Here is an 18538-nt window from a genome sequence, read left to right as displayed (position 1 = left end):
GCATTACGCGCGCTTGATGGCAAAGGCCCGAACGTAGCCGTCGGGATGGGCCGGATCGAACGTACGGCCCATGACCGCGATGGGACGGTATCCGCCAGTGCTGGCAATATCCGGGACGGTCGCGCCGATCTGCTTCATCGCGGCCCGGGCATCGGTGAGCAGGAATACCTTTTCGGCGAGCGCGTGGTAGTCGACGTCGCCCTTGACGTAGCCCCAGCGCTTCATCTGCGTCATCATCCAGACGGCCATCGAATACCACGGCAACGGCTCGAAATCGACGCGGTCGGATACGCGCTGTACCTGGCCCAGACCGTCGGCGAACGTGCCGGTCAACACTTGCCGCACCACCAGCTCCGGCTGGTTGAGGTAGGCCGGCGCGGAAATCATCTTCGCCAGCGCAGGCCGGTTCGACGCTTCGTGCGCGTATGCCGCCCCCTTCAGGGTGGCCCGGTAAAGCGCCGCGAACGTGTTCGGGTTTTGCTTCACGAATGCCTCGGACGCGCTGAACGAGCAGCATGGATGCCCCGCCCAGATGTCTTTCGACAGGATGTGAATGAAGCCGACCTCGTCGAACACCGCCCGCTGGTTGAAGGGATCGGGTCCGAGGAAACCGTCGATGTTGCCGGCCCGTAAATTCGCGATCATTTCGGCAGGCGGCGTTACACGCAACTGAACATCGCGATCGGGATCGATGCCGTGCTCCGCGAGGTAATAGCGAAGCAGGAAGTTGTGCATGGAGAAGTCAAAGGGGATCGCAAACTTGAAGCCCTTCCAGTTTCGCGGATCGCGGTTGTCCTTGTGCTTGAGCGCCAGCACGATCGCCTGCCCGTTCACATTCTGGATTGTCGCGACACGCGTCGGCGTTGGCTGCGAACCGACCCCCATCGAAATGGCAAGGGGCATGGGCGCGAGCGTGTGCGATGCGTCCAGTTCCCGGTTCAGCATCCGGTCGCGCACCAGTGCCCAGCCACCCACTTTCTGCAGCGTGACGTTCAGGCCCTGCTCCTTGTAGAAGCCGAGCGGTTCGGCGGCAATGAGCGGCGTCGCGCAAGTGATCGGCACGAATCCGACGTCCAGGTCGCGTTTTTCCAGGTTGCCGCTCTTGTCCTGGGCGAATGCTTCCTGCAGCGAGGCGATGGGCAGTACAGTATAGACGGCAGCCATCGCCGCGCTCTTGCCAACAGCACGGATGAACGACCGACGCGTGTCATCGCGGGGAAACAGCGCGCGCACTGCCGCGGCCTCGACGACATCGCGCGAGATGAACTCTGCATCGCTTAGGCTCCTGTTGCGCAGTTGCGCGTCGTGTTCCGACTCTGACGCGTGCTGCCCGCACGAGCAACTCGAGAGCGTCGCATCTCCGTCGAACGGCCGGTAACGGTTCGGGTTATCCATGTCTGTTCCCCAGGGTGACCAACGGCTGTGGTTGCGATAAAAGACCTTTGCGGGGCCGTCCTCAAGCCGCCAGCCGCGCCTTTCGCTGTCCGACGTCCAGCGAAGCAACGAGGTTGCCATTGCGGTATTGAGCCATCGAAAGTTGATGTTCGTCGTGTTCGACGATCTCCCAGGCGAGTTCGCGCGACGGTGCTCCCCGCATGACTATTGGCAGCGATCTGGTCTTGACACGCAGCACCGGCGGCTGGTGGTGATAGCCCGCGTGATCGCGGCCGAGCGAGGAGTGGGCAATAGCTTCGGCCTGTCCGGCGATCGGTTCGATGAAACGGCACGGCTCGCCCCCGATGCTGATGCAGTCGCCAAGCGCGTACACGTCCGGCGCGCTCGTCTGCAAGGTCAGCGGGTTGACTGCAATGCCGCGCTTGAACTCGAGCCCTCCGACACGCGCGAGGTAAGACTGCGTGCCGAGACCAGTCGCGCAAAGGACCAGATCGACATGCAGCGCTTCGCCGTGTTGGGTCTGGACGATGCGCTCCGCACCTACGCTTTCATCCGCGAGCGTCACGCTGACGACGCTGCGCGCAGCCATGAAGCGGATACCCTGATTTGCCCAACTCTCCAGCACACGCTGCGATGCCTGCTCGGGAAGCAGCGCTGCAAGCGGCCGCTCGTTCACGTCCAGCACGGTTATGGAGTGTCCCGAGCGTGCGAAGTCTTCGGCCAGTTCGCAGCCGACCAGACCCGCGCCGACGATAGCGATGCGCGCGGGCCGTGGCGCCAGCGCGCGCTGCACGCCCGACCACATGGCGAGATCGTTGATGCGCCAGCAAAGATTCGGCGGCAGCGCATCGGGCATCGCCGGACGCGCGCCCTGTGCCAGCACCAGGCGCGTGTAATGCAGCGTTCCGGCCGTTGTCCGCAACTGATGCAACGCCGGCGACAGCCCGACCGCATAGGTGTTCGACAGGAGTCGCACCTTCAGGCGTCTCGCGCAATCGCGCCCACGTTCGCTGACTAACAGCTCGGGGGACTTTCCCTGGCTAAGGGCGATCGATAACTCAGGCTTCCGGTACCGGTCACCCTCGCAGGCGGTCACCATTGTGATGGGCACGTCTGCGTCGAGCGCACGCAGCGCTTCGACAGCAGTCCAGCCGGCCGTCCCGCCGCCGACCACGACCACACCGGTCTTCTGCGGGACAACCGCAGGCGCCTCGCCCGGCGCGACAGCCGTAGCTGAGCCTGGCTCGTAGAGGGCGAAGTCCTCCTTCGTGACGCCACACAGCGGGCACTCCCAGTCGTCGGGGATATCGTCGAAGCGGGTACCCGGCGCAATCCCGCTGTCTGGATCGCCGAATTCTTCGTCGTAGATGACGCCGCACGCGCGGCAGATAAACTTCTTCCAGTCGCCCACGATCGTGCTCATGCCGGAAACTCCTCTTCGCAAAGCCGCGCCATTTCCCAGCGCAGATGCTTGATGGCGGGGGTGACGATCGCAACAAAATGCGATTCACGAATCCTGCGTTGCGGTGCCGCGCTCATCAGGTAGCCGCGTGCGCCCTGGTGCAGCAGTGAGGCCTGCGCCGCGCGCAGAGCGAGCTCAGCCCCTCGTGCGCGCAGGTCCAGGACTTCCAGCAAGTAGTCCTTGCTGCCGTCGTAGGGCGTTTGCGCGAGCCGTCTCGCCTGCGACGAAGCGTCTTCCAGCTCAGCCCGAAGGTCATCCGGGCGATCATGAAGGAAGCGGTTCACGTGGCCGAGCACCGGTTCAACTTCGAGACTCGAATCGATACCGCCCTGCGCGACGCCGAGCGCCATACCGACTTGCAGCAAGATGAAGGCGGGCTTGATGCGCGCGATGAACGGGCGGGCCGGGTCAGCGATCATCTGCGGCTCACCGACAAAGTAGTCGGTCAGCTTGATGCCCCATGTGCTGGTGCCTTCCATGCCGGAGAACACCGGGCAATGACGGAGTTCGACCCGCTCGTCGCAATCGAGGATGAACATCACCTCATGCGATATCGAGCCGTCATCGCGACGCACGGCCGCAATTGCGCCGCAGTACTGGCCTCGCCCGATATGACTGACCCAAGGCAAGGTCCCGTTAATCAGATAGCCGCCGCGCGTGGACGTGGCGCGCAGCATCATCGGTTCGATACCCGAGAACGCTTTCATCGGATTCGAGAGCGCCGTGCCGCCAAACGTAAGGCCCAGCGCGTGCGCGTCGAGCCGGTCGCCGGTGAGATACGGATTGCCCGACTGCTCCATGTAAAGGCCGCATACGTCGTGCGCCCACATCAGGAAGCCGGTCGCGCCACAGGCGCGGCTGGCTTCCGTCATTGCATCGATCGACAGACCAAACCGTGCGCCGTGACGGTCAAGATGGACGCCGAGCGCACCAGCCTGTCCAAGCGCCGCCATGATGTCGAGCGGGTAAAACCCTTCTGCGTCGATCCGTGATGCGGCGGCCTCAAGCGGGCCGCGCGCGATAGCGGCGACGCCCGCCATGACCTCGTCGTCGCTCCAGCCTTCGACGCTCGAGTCGCTGGGTATCAGTTCGCTTTGCATGATGGATTTCCCTAGGTACAGCCTGGTCGGCCGGTGACGATCGGACGACGGATTCAGTCCGCCAGCGTGACGCTCATGGGGATCGGATTACGCATCGTGTTAGCCACCGGCGAGTAGAAATTCGCGTGGCGCACGATCTCTTCCAGCACCTCGCGACTCGCATCGCCCTCGATCAGCACCTTCACGCGGATATCCTGAAAGCCCATTTGCGGCGGCTGCATTTCCGCCCCGCCCGCGCCCCATGCTGCCGGGTTTCCAATATCGGCTTCGAGGAACACTTCGAGCTTCGAAAGCTTGACCTGCTTCCAGGTGGCCACTGCGGTGATGCCGACGGCCAGACAGCCGCCGAGCCCGGACAAGGCAATCTCGCCGGGCGCCGGCGCAGTGTCTTCACCGAACAGATGCAGCGGCTCGTCGACCACGACCGGGGCATGCTGGCCCACATAGCTCAACGACCGGTATTGGCCTTGCATCACGGTGTGGACATTGTTCTTGCCACGCGTGCCGGGGTTATTGCGGCCCTTTTCCGCGAAGGCCATCAGGCCGTCCCGGTCGATCGGGCGGAGAACCGTAGAAACGGTCGTGGGGGTGTCGGTAACGGTGTTCAAGGCTGACTCCTGTTTGGAAAAGGTGTCGCCGCGGCGGCGTGTTGTGCTGCGTCGACACGTTCCTTAAAGCAACAGATATGCCAACCCATGAAAATATCCCATAGCGCGTTATAGGACGGGCATGTTGGAGATCAATGAACCGACCTGTTCTTCTATTTTGAATGTGCGCGCCAGATCTCAATTGTCGACAATGTATACATTGTCGACAATTGAGATCTGGGTGCGGTGAGGCGTCGGCTCAGACGTCCGTCAGTCCAAGCTTGCTCCATCGGTAGCTGAACTGCCGCACGGTCATCCCTAGCTTCTGCGCAGCACGCGACTTGTTGCCACCGCACTGCCGCAGCGCCTGCGTCAACGCCTCGGCCGGGTGTGAACTGAACCGTCCGTACGGTCGCATTGGCGGCACTGCGCCCGGCCCCGGTTCAGGCGAAAGGGCGGAGGCAGGATCCGCGAGAGGTCTGGTGGCCATAGCCGGCACCGCGGACGCCTCATCATCCGGCTGTGGAAGGAAGCGCTCGATATCCGCTGCATCGAGAAACGGGTGGTCGGCCAGCAGGACGATACGCTCGATCAGGTTGGCCAGTTCCCGGATGTTGCCTGGCCAGGAGTATTGCTGCAGCCGCTCCAATGCGGTGGCTGTCAGATTGACGTTGCGCTGGTTGGCCTGGTTTGCGTGGTTTATGAAGTGAAGCGCAAGCTCGCGGATATCCTCATGGCGCTCCGAAAGCGATGGCAAATGGATCGGAATAACGTTGAGCCGGTAGAAAAGATCCTGCCTGAACGTGCCACGCGCAACGTCCGCCTGCAGATTCCGGTTGGTGGCGGCAACCAGTCGAACATCGACGCGGATCTCCTGTTTGCCACCGAGGCGTGTGATCGTTCCCTCCTGGAGCGTCCTCAGCAGTTTCGTCTGCATGGTAAGGGGCAACTCGCCAATCTCGTCAAGGAAGATGGTGCCCGTGTCCGCCTGTTCGAACCAGCCGGCACGCATCGTCGCAGCACCAGTAAACGCGCCGCGCTCATAGCCGAACAGCTCGGATTCGAACAGGGTGTCAGGGATGGCAGCGCAATTGATCTTGATGAATGCCTTGTCGTGTCGCGGGCTGGCCAGATGCAGGGCCCGCGCAAAAAGCTCCTTGCCGGTTCCCGACTCCCCCAGCAGCAGTACGCTTGCCGAGGAATCGGAGACGCGCTCGAGTTCGGATATCGCTCGCAGCAGCCTCGGCGAGGTCCCGATAATTCCGTACCGGGCGCTGGCGGACTCGAGTGCTCGTGCGAGCGCGGCATTTTGCTGTTCGAGTGCGCGAGTCTTCTGCTGCAGGCTCGCTTCGAGTTGCAGCAACTGCCCAACGAGCGTCGCAAGAATGCGCAGGAGCGTGACGTCGTCGGCGAGCGCCCTGGTCCGTCTCCGAATCCGGTGACAGGCAAGGACGCCGATGGTGACCCGTTCGACCACGATCGGCAACGCGATAAACGAAACGGGACCAGACGGAAGGTTCGACCGTTCGACGGCTCGCGCGAGGAAAGTCGGCTCCGCATCGATATCCTGCACGATTGCCAGCTGGCCGTGTTGCAAGACGCTGCCCGTTACGCCTTCGCCCAACATGTAACAGCCGCGCTCGACCTCCTGCGCTGTTAATCCGTACGCGTGCCGGATCCGGCCCGTGCGCTGCCGCTCGTCGCGCAGCACGATTCTTCCGCGGTTCAAGCCGAGCAGTTCGGACATCAGGTGCAGCATTTCGCGGAACACGGGCACCGGAGACAGGTTTTTTCCGACAAGCGCCATCACCTGCTGCAGTAAAAGCATCTCCTGCTCGCGCCAGAAGGCGGGAGACTCGGCGTCGCCAGCGTCCTGCACGGTTCGCGTTTTCATAAGTCTCTAACACGTCCAAGGTAATGACCGCATTATTTCAGAGAATTCCGAACGGGATAAATCCAACGGCTCGAACGGGCGAGCGACGATGCCGTGAAGTTGATAATCATTGAGAGGCCTCCTGGCCGCCCCGATAGAGGTGGGCGGCCAGGGTCTACAGTGGAGTTGCAACGGTCAACATTACCCGTAAGGAGGCTGAAATGAGGTATAGCGACATCGATCTTCATTCGAATAATGCGGTGGTGGCCGTGATTGACGATCAGGATCACGTGCTATATCGCAAACGGCTCACCAATGACCTGCAACAGATCATCGCGGCAGCGCGCGCTCCAGGCCAGCGTGGCTGTCATCGAAACGCTGAGCACAGAGATCCACGCGCTCGAACTCACCATTCATCGCGAAGTCCGTCTGCGCCCGGAATTCGCGATCCTGAAGACCACGCCCGGCATCGGCGAGATCCTGGCGGCCACGAGGATTGTGCGCCCAACAGTGGAAGCGCTGGCTGATGTTTTGCGTGTAGACCAGGCGCGCCGCCTCGTCCAGTTCTCATACCGGCTACGCGCTCCATTTGCGGCGCCTGCGGATTTTGTCTGGCGTAGGTTTTGCACTGTCTGGCGAAACGCCCCGCCTGCCAACGTGTGGGAACTCCAGGGCAAACCGGTTTCAGCCTGATGCGATACTGAGGGGCAATAGTTCAATTTTCGGCAAACAAACGCCTCGGCGCGCATCGTGGTCGCGGCGGAACTCTCTCCAACACGACGTCCGTCTATTAGTGCATCGCGGCTGCGACAAGAAGACGGAATGGGAGCGCGGTCAGCATCGCAGCGGCAAACCCTACGCACCACAGAATGACAAACCACATCATTCGGGTTCCGTATAGACGGCTCCAATGTTCAGTTTTTTCTGGCATCACATCCTCCGTGTATAAGATCATTAGTCATGCGTCCCGTGGTGAACTTTGCCGCGGAATACCCAGTAGCCAGCAGTCGTGTAAGCAAGAATGATGGGGATGATGATCACCGCACCTATCAGCGTAAAGGTCAGGCTTGAATGAGGCGCCGCGCCTTCCCAGAGCGTCATTGAGTTTGGGATGGCGAACGGCCAGATGCTCACAAGCAAGCCGATGTAACCGAGAAGAACCAGAAGCAGTGCGAGTATGAATGGAGCGCTGTCTCGTCGCTGCACGACTGCCTTGAACATCAACACGGCGACGATCGCGACCAGAACCGGTACCGGATAAAGACGGATCCGGAAGCTCGAATCAAACCATCGCGATGCAACCTGTGAATCAGTAAGCGGTGTCCATACAGTTACAGCGACGATGAAGACGAGGAGTACGAGAGTGAGTGGCCATACAAGTCTGTGCATACGGCGTTGAAGATCACCTTCGGTTTTGAGTACGAGAAAGGTTGCGCCAAGCAGTGCATAGGTCGCCATGAGCCCCATACCGGTAAAGAAGCTGAATGGTGTCACCCAGAAGAACGGGTCGCCGGAGAATACGCCATTCGATACGGGAATTCCGTGCAGATACGCCCCTAAAATCGTGCCCTGGAAGAACGTCGCGCCGGCCGAGCCGCATATGAACGCGAGGTTCCACAGATTCCTGGTCCGATTTGCTTTTTCCCGGATTTCGAATGACACACCACGAAAGATCAGGCATACGACCATAAAAATGATCGGAAGATACAGGGCCGAGAGGGCAACCGAGTAGACGGTTGGGAAGGTGGCAAATAAGGCCGCACCGCCGAGGACGAGCCAGGTTTCATTGCCATCCCACACAGGCGCGATCGAGTGCATCATCAGATCGCGCTCGGCGTCGAGGGGGAAAAATGGAAAAATGAGGCCTATCCCCAGATCGAAGCCATCAAGGGCCACATAGATGAACAGACCAAGGGCAATGATCGCCGCCCAAATCACAGTCACATCCATTTGATGCTCCTATATGTTGTTTGGAACGACGGACAGTTAGTCTGTCGCTGCTGCGAGGGGACGACGACCGCTCAGTTCCTCATCGAGGCCAGGGTGTGGGGTAGGCGACCTGGAATCGGGCGGCGGCGGCCCGAGCCGGATCAGCTTCAGGATGTAATAGATCCCGGTCCCGAACACGAGGCTGTACACCGTGACGAAGATCAGTAGCGAGACTCCTGCTTCCTGGGGGGTAATGGGGGAGACTGCCTGCGCCGTGCGGAAATATCCATAGACCACCCACGGTTGACGACCGGCCTCTGTCGTAACCCAACCGGCAATCAGGGCGATGAAGCCAGACGGTCCCATTGTGATCATCAGCCTTTGGAACCAACGATTTTCATAAAGACGCCCACCGCGACGCAAGAGCACGCCTAGAAGCGCTGTCAGTATCATCAGCATGCCGAGCCCGGCCATGATGCGGAAACTCCAGAAGATGATCGAGGAGTTTGGCCGGTCTTCCTTCGGGAACTCCTTCATTCCGCGGATCACGCCGTTCCAGCTATGCGTGAGAATAAGGCTTCCCAGATGCGGAACCTTGATGGCGTATCGGGTTTCCTCGGCATTCATGTCGGGAAAGCCTACGAGGTTCAACGCGGTACCGCCTTGCTCCGTTTCCCACAAACCTTCAATCGCAGCGATCTTGACAGGCTGGTACTTGCGAGTGTTCAAACCATGTTGGTCGCCCACAACGGCTTGTATAGGGGTTAAGATCATAAGCAACCATAGCGCCATGGAGAACGAAGATTTGACGGCGGGGTCGCGCCTTCCTCGTAGGAGATGAAATCCGCCGGTTGCTGCAACAAGAAATGCAGCGGCAATGAATGCCGCTATACCCATGTGCGCCAGTCGATAGGGAAAGGATGGATTGAAGATGATCTGAAACCAGTCTTGAGGGACAACGTGGCCATTCTCAACGGTAAACCCTTGCGGGGTCTGCATCCAGCTGTTTGAAGCCAGGATCCAGAAGGTGGAGATCAGTGTGCCGACTGCCAGCATCAGTATCGCGAAGAAATGGAGCCCCTTTCCGACCTTCTCCCATCCGAACAATGCGATGCCCAGGAATCCTGCCTCAAGGAAAAAGGCAGTCATGACTTCATAGGTCAACAAGGGTCCGTTGACTGGGCCTGCGAACTTGGAAAAGCCTGCCCAGTTGGTTCCAAATTCGTACGCCATCACGACGCCGGAGACAACGCCCATGCCAAATCCGACTGCGAAAATCTTCGACCAGTACTGACATAGGTCTTTGTAATGCTGCTTGCCGGTTTTCAGCCAGGCGAACTCGAGCACAGCGAGGAAGCTTGCAAGGCCAATGCTGAGCGCTGGAAAGATGATGTGAAAGGAGACAGTGAAAGCAAATTGCACTCTGGAAAGGTCCAACGCACTCGGGTTCATACACATCGCCTCGCAAAGAACGCGCCGTCGTCGCTGGGACTGGGCTGGTGACTGGAAAACGGACTGCGTCTCAGCAAGCAGTCCGATGATTTTTCGCTATGTGGTCTTCGCCAAGGCGCGCGTCAACATGTGCGCGAGGCGTGTCAGTCGACGTGATGTGGTGTCTGTCATCAGATGCCCAAAGAAAAGTTGCTTCAAGAACTCGTCGGACGTGTTGCCGCGTCGCTTGAGGAAAATGTAGCGGGAAGTGGTTGTGAACGAAATCGCTCTGAGGTCTGAGTTTCATATATTTTGATATCAGTGGACCCTCAGTGGGCACGCCGTCTTTTCCTGACGATGACAAAAGCCAGGATCAGGAGCACGATGACTACCCCTGCCGCGATGCCTATGCGGGAGAGCGCAAGAAGCGGAGACGTGGGCCCGCCGCGGCGCACCTCGGCAACGTCTTGTGCGGTGATAGGGATGTCGGCGCGCCCGTAGTGAACAAGAACATAGTTACCCGCAAGGGCGATTTCCTCATCGCTTAGAGCGGTGAAATCCGTGGGCTTGCCTCCGAATCCAGGCATGTATGCCTGCCCTTTGGACGTCGTGCGATCTACGCCGTAAAGGATCGTGGCGATCAGGTTGTTGGCATTCACCGATCCTGTTGCGGAGTTGTGAAACAGACTGGGATAGTAGCCATCTTTGCTGCCTTGACCTTGGGCCGAATGACAGGAAGCGCAATTGCCTTGAAATAATTCCGCGCCCGTAGGATGGGCATCGTTGTCGGACCGGATCCCATCCGTACCGCGCAAAGTGGCGAGCTCAGACGACATTTTGCCCGCGGTAAAGCGGGGCGCGCTGTCTCGTGAATCATGAATCGGAGGGACACCCTTCACATAAGTCGCAATGGCCTCCACATCCGCCGCCGAGAGGTACTGGAAGCTGTGCTCGACCGCTTCACCCATGTCTCCCGCAGCCTGCGCCTTACCGCGCAGCCGCCCGGTGCGCAAGTACTCCACCAGTTCTTCCCTGGTCCAACTGCCAATACCGCTTGCTGTGTCCGACGTGATGTTAGGCGCGTACCAGGTTCCCACTTGCCCACCGGAGAGCTCCAGTCCGGCTTCTTCCTGCATCATGAAGCCGCGCGGAGTGTGGCACACACTGCAGTGCGCGGCGCCCTGTGCCAGATACCTGCCGCGGTTCCATTCTGCGGATTGGTGAGGATCTGCCTGATAGGCATCCTTGTTCAGGAACAACAGGTTCCACACTTTCAACGACGCGCGTAGGTTCATCGGGAACGGCAGCTTTGTGTCCGGCGCCCGTACGTCCACGGGCGTCACGCCGAACCTGAAATACGTGTAGAGCGCGTGGACGTCGTCATCGGTGAGGATCGAATACGACGTGTAGGGCATCGCGGGGTAGAGGTTTGCGCCATCTGCCCGGATCCCGTGCCGGATAGCCTGGGAGAACTGCTCTTCGGTATAGCGGCCAATGCCGAATTCGTTTGACGGCGTGATGTTGGTCGAGTAGATCGTGCCGAGCGGCGAAACAAGAGGAAGCCCGCCTGCAAAAGGCTTACCCTGCGCGGTGGTGTGGCACGCCGCGCAGTCCGAAGCTTTGGCGACATACTCACCGCGTTTGATTAACGCGGCGGTCTCGGGGGGCCATCAGCGGCGTAGGAAGAAGCAGCCGCCATGCAGCCGGCAAACAGGACGAGCACGCGGCATAAACGATGACTGAAATTGCGCATGATTAGCCGTGCTTGAGTTGATCAACGATACCGTCGGCCGCCTTCAGTGCCAAGGCCGCCATGGTGATGGTGCTATTTCCGCTGCCTCCAGTGGTCATCGCCGCGCCGCCCGGCAAGAACAGGTTATGGTGGTCATGAGAACGACAGTCGACATCCACCACCGACGTAGCGGGATCGGCGCCCATGATGCAGCCGCCCATGATGTGATCGCTGTTGAGAAACTCAGTGGAGAGCTGGAAGTCAGTGGCGCCAAGTTCGGCGGCCAGGCGCCTGAGCAGCGGCACGGTATATTCCTTCGCGCTGCGACGCACATAGTCCCCGACGTCGTTGTAGATGTTTGGCTTATTGATGCCAAGCCAGTCTTTCTTGCTCGACAAGGTCACGCGATTTTGTGCCTGTGGGAGCGGCTCATGTTCGATGGTCAACCTTGCGGTGCACGCAGAGAGCCGTCGAATTTCGGCGTCGAGGGCCTTGCCGACCAGCCCTTTTTTCAATGCAGCGGCGCCGCCAATGCCGCTGCGGGCGAAATTCTCCATGCGTATCATCGCGCCGCTGTAGCGGCTGCGGAAGTCGCCTTGCGATGTGTTCATGATGCTGCTGTTCTGGACCGGTCCGACCCCTGTCCACAGTGGCTCCGCAAGCGTCACTTCCGCGATTAGTTTGGGCTGATCCATCATGTTGCGACCAACCTGATCGGAGCTGTTGGCAACTCCGTTGGGGTTATGCTCGTCCTTGGAAAGCAGTAGAAGTTTCGGCGTCTCTATGCTGTTGCATGCGATCACAAAGACTCTGGCAGTGACTCTGTGCGAAGCCTTGTCCGGATCAAAATAGTGGACCGCCTGGACGGAATGCTTCGCGTCGGTCTCAATCCGGTAGACCACTGCATTGGCCAGAATCCTGCCGCCTTTCGCCTCTATTTTCGGCAAGGCCGATGCGGCATCATATTTAGCGGCAATCGGGCAAACAGGAAAGCAATTATTGTTGCCGCAACACGGTGGCCGTCCGTGGTATGAAACGCCGCTGTTGCGCGCCTGAGGCGCGGGGAGATTTTTCAGTCCGAGTCTGGCAGCGGCTTCCGTAAAACGCTGCTCTCCAGGCCCAAAGGGTAGCGGACCCATGGGATAAGGCTTGGAGCGTATCGGTGGCCATTGCAGCGCGGGGTCAGCCGGACCGCAGACGCCCATCGCGTATTCCGCGCGAGTGTAATACGGTTCGAGTACGTGATAGTCAAACGCCCAGTCCCGTCCAACCCCGTAAAGGGTTTTCAGGCGGAAATCGTCCGGTACCATGCGCCAGCAAATTCCTGCCCAGTGCCAGGTGGCCCCTCCTGCATAGCGGACATAGCCTTGGCGGAAGGCCCGGGCATCCGGACCTTCCAGTTGGAGATATTCGGCCGCCTCTGCGTCGGTGCGCGATTCCAGATGGGGGGCCCACGGTTTCGGTGGGTAGGGGGCGTCGAAGTGAAGCCGAAGACTGGGAGGCAGATTGCGGTAATTTTCCACGATTCGCCAGCGGTCAACCCGCGGGCCTGCTTCGAGCATTAGCACGGATAGGCCTGCGTCCAGCATGTGTTCCGCGACCAGGCAACCCACCACACCCGTTCCCACCACAACGACGTCCGCGCTGTATTCATTTGCCATCTGGAAGCTCCTCTGGTTTTCGAATAACGCGCATTTAGAATTTCGGCATGTCGCTCAATGGGGGCGCAATTGCATTCCAACCGTTCGGCCCCGATTTCGCGTAGGTCGGAATAGTCATGACGTCGGCCGTCGGCTGGTACATCAGCGCGAATTCGTACGCAAAGACTTCCGCGCCGGGAGCGTCGGTGAGTACACCCATGTACCACGCGCTGATGATCGAAAGAGCGGTCTCGTTCAAAGGGCCTTGCGGGATATCGGGGAAAAAGTCTTCGACGACGCGCGCCCTTTTCTTTCTTGCAATGGCGAGCAACTCGATGACGTGATCGGGAAGCGACGGAGTCGCCGTGGCCATGGCGACAGCGAGTCTCTTTCCGATACCTCTATCCAGTTGGTGCGGAATCAGGAGCGACGAGATATCCATGAATCGCGTCAAGAGGTCGTCCGGCAAAGCGACATCCGGCAAAGTAGCCGATAGCGTCGGGAAGGCTGCAAACCCACCCAAAAGAAGTGCGCCTCCCACGACTATCCTGCGCCGACCGAGACTGAATTCCATAGGGGCGTCGTCACGATACTGATCAGGCATATGCTCCTACCATCAATAGCTGATACGGCTTGTTGGTTCTTAACGGGAAACCCAGCCTGAAGGTTATGCCTGCAAGATCAGCATGCCCATTCTACGAACGGACGGGACTTCTCCTGCTTGGGAATAAGTGTCCTATACCCGCGTATGATCGGCTGACGGTCGACGGCCACCGGAACACTGTCGCGCTTGCTTCCGACACAACTGCGAGGTGTCCAAACCTGTCGGACCGTACGTGTCGGATCAACTCCAGGCCGAGGGCGAACACACGAAGGCGATGACCTTGCTCCACAACCAGTAGCGTGGCTCGCGCCCGGACCGCATCGCGCTTCAGCGCGGTGCGATATAGACGCTGCCATTGGCCGAGTCGTGGCGGTTTGCCATCTCTTGCGACGCGTTCACTCCAACCTGTACGGGCCACGAGATACGCGCGTAGTCACCGACCACATACACCATGTTGTATGGGCCGTCGCCGGGAGAAACGAGGAATGTTGGGCGCACCACGGCAAAGTAGTCGGAGACCGGCGCCGGAAGCCGGTTCGGGTCGCTCACCAGCAGCAGGGGTGCGTGGAAGCCGAGATGCGACAGAATCGCGGATCCCACGGCGCCCTGCCAGTCACTCTCGTTCACCAGCGTGAAGCCATGGCCGGCGCCGTTCGCATTCCAGCCGACCATCCCCATCGGGTCCCACATGCGCGCGAACGCGACGCTTTCAGCGATCGGGTTGTCGGCGGGTGGTGCATTGAACGCGACCGCATCATCGTTCGTGATCCGCGCCACCATGCCGTACCGGTTCAGCTGCCGCACAAGCGCCTCCGGCACCTCTTGCGGGCCGCCCATCACGTAAATAATGGCCTTGCCCATGCGCCGCTTCAGTGCGTCAACTGTTGGCCCCGGCAGATGATCCGCCTTGGGATCGATCCACACCGCCGCACCGGGCATGTGGGAGAGCCAGTGCGTGATGGGCAGCATAAGGCCGGGTGATTCCGTCGATCCCACGAACACGTCCATGACCCCGGCGCCACCCCCGGCTGCAGAGGTCATCATCGTCGGCACCCCGCTATCCGGGTTCTGGATGTGGCCGTAGATCTCGTCGATCCGGTCGGCGAGCGCGAAGTCGTCCGCTGCCGTGATCGCTTCCGCTTTCAGTCCGAGCGTGGTGAGCTGCTGCATCACCGCGGGATTGGCGGCGGCGCCGACCGCAAAGACCTGCACACCATCGTGCCGCGCAATCCCGACGGGATGCAGGCGGCGCAGTTCCTCCATCGTTTCCGGCGGAATCCCATTGGGACCGACAAACAGAACCGGTGCATTGTCGGGGAAATGGACGAGCTCGGTCGCGCTGATCCCGGCAAGCTCGTCGTCGGGGGTCAGCAGTGTGACGGCCCAGGGGCGGTCTGACGCGTCGTTGGCTTCGCCCGGCGCTGCCGGTGCCAGGGCAGCCGTGTACACATGGCGCGTTACTGCAATGGCCTCCTCGACCGGCGTGCGGCCGAACAGGCGCGTTGTGTACTCGGTATCGGCGATTAATGCACTGGGCTGGCCTGGCGGAGGGGGCGGGTTGTCTGCAGGCGCAGCTTGCGCTGCTCCGGCGGCCAGGAGGCCAAGCACGAGAGCAAACAGGTGAACACGGCGGTGCTGCGGGCGCGAAGGAGGGGTCATGTTCGAGACACTCCGATGAAGAAGGTTATAACGGTTGCGGTGTCGGACGATCGATCCGCGTAAGTTAGGATTGCATAGGCACGTGGATGGAACACGACTCATGCTAACCGGAGCGTCCCGCGTTCAGCCATTGCACTTACAGAGTAACTGCGACGTCGCAAGGGATTGTGTCCATGACACTTTCGTCTGAGGGTTCGCTATGGATAAAGGTCCCTATAGAGAGACTAGCGCCGCTAAATTCGTTCGAATGAGCTAGCGCGGGTGATTAACGGAACGTGACGCCTGTCCCCTTGAGACACCGAGTCTGGTCATCCATCGAATCGCTGCGAGAAGCCGGAGGAAGACGGCTGCGAGGAGAAGGGGAATCGCCAGAGTAAGCAACGCCGCCAAAGCGATCCTAAATGCGATCATCAACTTTCCTCTGTTTTGCAAGGGGAATAACTCAAGGGTGTTCTGGCTCCGGCTGCAAGTGGAAGCGAACTGTCGCCGCCGTCAATGAACATAGCGTTGCCGGTAATCCGTCGCAAACACGTCGTCGCCGGATAGACATGCGATGCCGACGCCAATGAACAAAAGCGCATCGTCCATGTAATCAAGATAGGCGGACGTCGCAAAGAAGACCATTCTACGAACGGTTGCCGCAGTCCTCCGGGACCGCCGCGTTCTCATACGTGTATATATCTCGAAGAGTCCAGCAACCGACTGTTCGTGTTTTGCGGCATGTTCCGCGAGCAGTTATCCGTCACGCCGCCATACGCAGGTATAAGACAGCCATTCCCCTATAGGTGCGGTCTATGTCGTTCGTAGGATGGTCGTGTTTGTCTCGGCCATCTAACCTGATCTTCAGCCGGGGCATTTGCGCGACGCATGTCGTCAAACGTAAACACACCCTTCTGTCATCAACGGAGCGCCCATGTCGGAACCCTATAAAGTTGCTGTACTGATTGGCAGTCTTCGCCAGCAGTCCCTCAATCGCATGCTGGCCAACTCACTCGCGCAGATTGCACTTCCAAGGTTGTCGCTGCAGATCGTGGAGATAGGCGCGCTGTCTTTATACAACCAGGACCTCGAGGATGACACGCCGGCAGCCTGGAAAACTGTCAGAAACGACGTCTCAGCAATGGATGCGGTTCTGTTTGTTACTCCGGAATACAACCGCTCCATTCCAGCCGTGCTCAAGAATGCTGTCGATGTTCTCTCCCGGCCTCATGGAGCAAGCGCATTGTTAGGGAAACCTGCGGCCGTTGTTGCCTCGTCGCCGGGAGTAATGGGTGGGTTCGGTGCGAACCATCACCTCCGGCAGTCGTTGGTTTGTATTGGCGTGAACGTCATGTCCACGCCTGAAGCATACGTAGGCGGCATGGCTAGTCTGTTTGACGAGCAAGGCGTCTTGACCAATTCCGGAACCAGTCGGTTTCTGGAGGAATTCATGGCCGCATTCTCGCAATGGATCGAGAGGTTTGCGAAGGGCTAGTCTTTACAGGAAGCACGCGTCAACATGAATACGCTGTCTGCCGGTAACGTCAGTCGCAATCGGTCACCTCTACTATGCCGGGGTTTAGCGCCGCGATGCGTTGCAGTCGTGCTCACGCTTTGCATCAGCGGCTGCATGAGCGGTCCGAACTATCACACGCCCTCTGTGCAGGTTCCCGAAAGTTTCAAGGAAGGCACGGATTGGCAGCGAGCGCATGCGAACCCCCAAGGATCGCTGTCGAGTGTCTGGTGGCGCGAGTATCACGACGATAGACTCACGCAACTCGTTGAACAGTCACTGGAGGTGAATCAGTCGATCGTCGCCGCGGAAGCGGCCTACCAGCTCTCACTCGCGATCGTTCAGGTCAATACCGCGAGCCTCTTTCCCATGGTGATGGCGAACGCGTCGGGCTCTCGCACCGGCACGGGCGCCAATGCTGCATCGGCAGCGGGGAATGCAACGGTTGGCTCAACTGTCGCGGGCGTACGCAACACCGTCTCGGTCAGCGCTGCCGCGAGCTGGGAGATCGATCTGTGGGGCGCGATCCGTCGCGAGATCGAATCGGCGAAAGAAAGTGCACAGGCGACGGATGCGCAACTGGCCGGCGAGCGGCTGTCGATTGCGGCGAGCGTCGCGACCAACTACTTCAGATTGCGTCAGGCCGATATCGACATCCAGTCGCTGAAACAGCAGCAGGACATTGATGCCCGCATCCTCGTGATGATGCGCGGCGCGTTTGTGCAAGGCGAAGCGTCGAACGATCAGGTGCTGGCCGCGCAGGACACGCTCGAAGTCGTGGTGGCCGACCTGCAGGCCACCGAGACGGCGCGCGAGCAGGACGAACATGCGCTAGCGGTGCTCACCGGCGTGCCACCGGCGGGTTTCACGCTGCCGCCGGATCCGTCCTACGCCTTCGTGTTGCCCGACGTGCCGCTGGCGTTGCCCTCGCAACTGCTCGAACGGCGCTACGACGTGGTGAGCGCGGAGCGCACGGCGGCGTCGGCCAACGCGAGAATCGGCGTGGCCGAAGCGGCGTTTTTTCCGACGCTGACGCTTTCCGCGCAAGGCGGCTTCCAGCACAACACGTTTGCGCATCTGTTTTCGCTGCCGAGCCGCGTCTGGACGCTGGGTCCGGATCTCGCCGCGACGATCTTCGACGGCGGCGCACGCACGGCTGCAGTGCGCGAAGCCCGGGCGATCTACGACGAAGACGCCGCGACCTATCGCAATACCGTATTGACCGCATTCGAGAGCGTCGAGGACAGCCTGTCCTCGGTGAACCATCTGCGAGAGCAGACCCAGGCGTTCGCAAACATTTTTCAGCGTAACCAGCAACTCTTCGCCAGCGAAACGGCGCAACTGATGGCCGGCGCGGCAAGCCAGCAGCAACTGCTGACGCAGCAGCTCACGCTGATTCAGGCCGAACAGAACCTGAAGGACACGCAGGCATTGCTCACTCAGGGCAGCGTCACGCTGATCAGGAACCTGGGCGGCGGCTGGCAGTGGGGAGACGACCCGGGAGGCAGCCTGAGTTCGACGTCATCGGGCAAGGACGTGTCGTTCAGCAGCAAATCCAATCTGCAGGAGGCCCCGACGCCTGCGCCCGACTGACACCAGGTCCGGGATGCATCCCGGTCTTGCCGCAACGGCGA

Annotated in this window: 14 protein-coding genes; 3 read left to right on the top strand and 11 right to left on the bottom strand. The window is 60.1% G+C overall.

What is annotated here, in order from left to right:
- Positions 1-3: 3 nt before the first annotated feature.
- The 5 genes from B0G74_RS45495 to B0G74_RS45475 all read right to left on the bottom strand — a co-directional run bounded on the left by B0G74_RS45495 (position 4) and on the right by B0G74_RS45475 (position 6438).
- Entirely contained in the window at positions 4-1395 is a 1392-nt protein-coding gene (locus B0G74_RS45495; protein ID WP_132384406.1) for a CmpA/NrtA family ABC transporter substrate-binding protein, read from the bottom strand.
- Positions 1396-1456: 61 nt separating this feature from the next.
- A complete protein-coding gene (locus B0G74_RS45490) occupies positions 1457-2818 on the bottom strand; it encodes an FAD-dependent oxidoreductase (protein WP_132384405.1) in 1362 nt (453 codons plus the stop codon).
- Positions 2815-3957: an acyl-CoA dehydrogenase family protein gene (locus B0G74_RS45485; protein ID WP_132384404.1), complete on the bottom strand. Its 1143-nt coding sequence runs from the start codon at positions 3955-3957 to the stop codon at positions 2815-2817. The genes B0G74_RS45490 and B0G74_RS45485 overlap by 4 nt, the downstream gene beginning before the upstream one ends.
- Before the next feature lie 53 nt (positions 3958-4010).
- The gene (locus tag B0G74_RS45480; RefSeq protein ID WP_132384460.1) at positions 4011-4496 is read right to left on the bottom strand and encodes an OsmC family protein; all 486 of its coding nucleotides are present in this window, start codon (positions 4494-4496) and stop codon (positions 4011-4013) included.
- A gap of 307 nt (positions 4497-4803) precedes the next feature.
- The gene (locus B0G74_RS45475; protein WP_243658639.1) at positions 4804-6438 is read right to left on the bottom strand and encodes a sigma 54-interacting transcriptional regulator; all 1635 of its coding nucleotides are present in this window, start codon (positions 6436-6438) and stop codon (positions 4804-4806) included.
- A gap of 252 nt (positions 6439-6690) precedes the next feature.
- Here B0G74_RS45475 and B0G74_RS47400 point away from each other — a divergent pair, with 252 nt between their 5' ends.
- Positions 6691-7110, top strand: a complete 420-nt coding sequence (locus tag B0G74_RS47400; protein ID WP_243658638.1) for a hypothetical protein — start codon at positions 6691-6693, stop codon at positions 7108-7110.
- Between the two features lie 261 nt (positions 7111-7371).
- Here the strand turns inward: B0G74_RS47400 and cydB are convergent, their stop codons facing one another.
- The 6 genes from cydB to B0G74_RS45435 form a co-directional block, all read right to left on the bottom strand.
- A complete protein-coding gene (cydB, locus tag B0G74_RS45460) occupies positions 7372-8367 on the bottom strand; it encodes a cytochrome d ubiquinol oxidase subunit II (RefSeq protein ID WP_132384403.1) in 996 nt (331 codons plus the stop codon).
- Between the two features lie 36 nt (positions 8368-8403).
- A complete protein-coding gene (locus B0G74_RS45455) occupies positions 8404-9798 on the bottom strand; it encodes a cytochrome ubiquinol oxidase subunit I (RefSeq protein WP_132384402.1) in 1395 nt (464 codons plus the stop codon).
- A 308-nt stretch (positions 9799-10106) separates the two neighbouring features.
- Positions 10107-11192 carry a cytochrome c gene (locus B0G74_RS45450; protein ID WP_347814533.1) on the bottom strand — a complete coding sequence of 362 codons (1086 nt, stop codon included), beginning with the start codon at positions 11190-11192 and terminating at the stop codon, positions 10107-10109.
- Between the two features lie 340 nt (positions 11193-11532).
- Complete coding sequence (locus tag B0G74_RS45445) at positions 11533-13170, bottom strand: GMC family oxidoreductase (protein WP_132384401.1); 1638 nt, start codon at positions 13168-13170, stop codon at positions 11533-11535.
- A 34-nt stretch (positions 13171-13204) separates the two neighbouring features.
- On the bottom strand, positions 13205-13723 hold the full coding sequence (locus B0G74_RS45440; protein WP_207915837.1) for a sugar dehydrogenase complex small subunit: 519 nt from the start codon (positions 13721-13723) through the stop codon (positions 13205-13207).
- 357 nt (positions 13724-14080) lie between these two features.
- The gene (locus tag B0G74_RS45435; protein WP_132384399.1) at positions 14081-15412 is read right to left on the bottom strand and encodes a hypothetical protein; all 1332 of its coding nucleotides are present in this window, start codon (positions 15410-15412) and stop codon (positions 14081-14083) included.
- A gap of 913 nt (positions 15413-16325) precedes the next feature.
- Here B0G74_RS45435 and B0G74_RS45430 point away from each other — a divergent pair.
- Both B0G74_RS45430 and B0G74_RS45425 read left to right on the top strand, forming a co-directional pair.
- Positions 16326-16886, top strand: coding sequence for an NADPH-dependent FMN reductase (locus B0G74_RS45430; RefSeq protein ID WP_132384398.1), 561 nt, complete (start codon positions 16326-16328; stop codon positions 16884-16886).
- 24 nt (positions 16887-16910) lie between these two features.
- Positions 16911-18497, top strand: a complete 1587-nt coding sequence (locus B0G74_RS45425; RefSeq protein ID WP_132384397.1) for an efflux transporter outer membrane subunit — start codon at positions 16911-16913, stop codon at positions 18495-18497.
- Positions 18498-18538 lie beyond the last annotated feature (41 nt).

The organism is Paraburkholderia sp. BL9I2N2 (assembly GCF_004339745.1).
GTDB lineage: Bacteria > Pseudomonadota > Gammaproteobacteria > Burkholderiales > Burkholderiaceae > Paraburkholderia.
The sequence above is the reverse complement of the archived record's forward strand: the minus strand, read 5'-3'. Positions and strand labels throughout refer to the sequence as shown.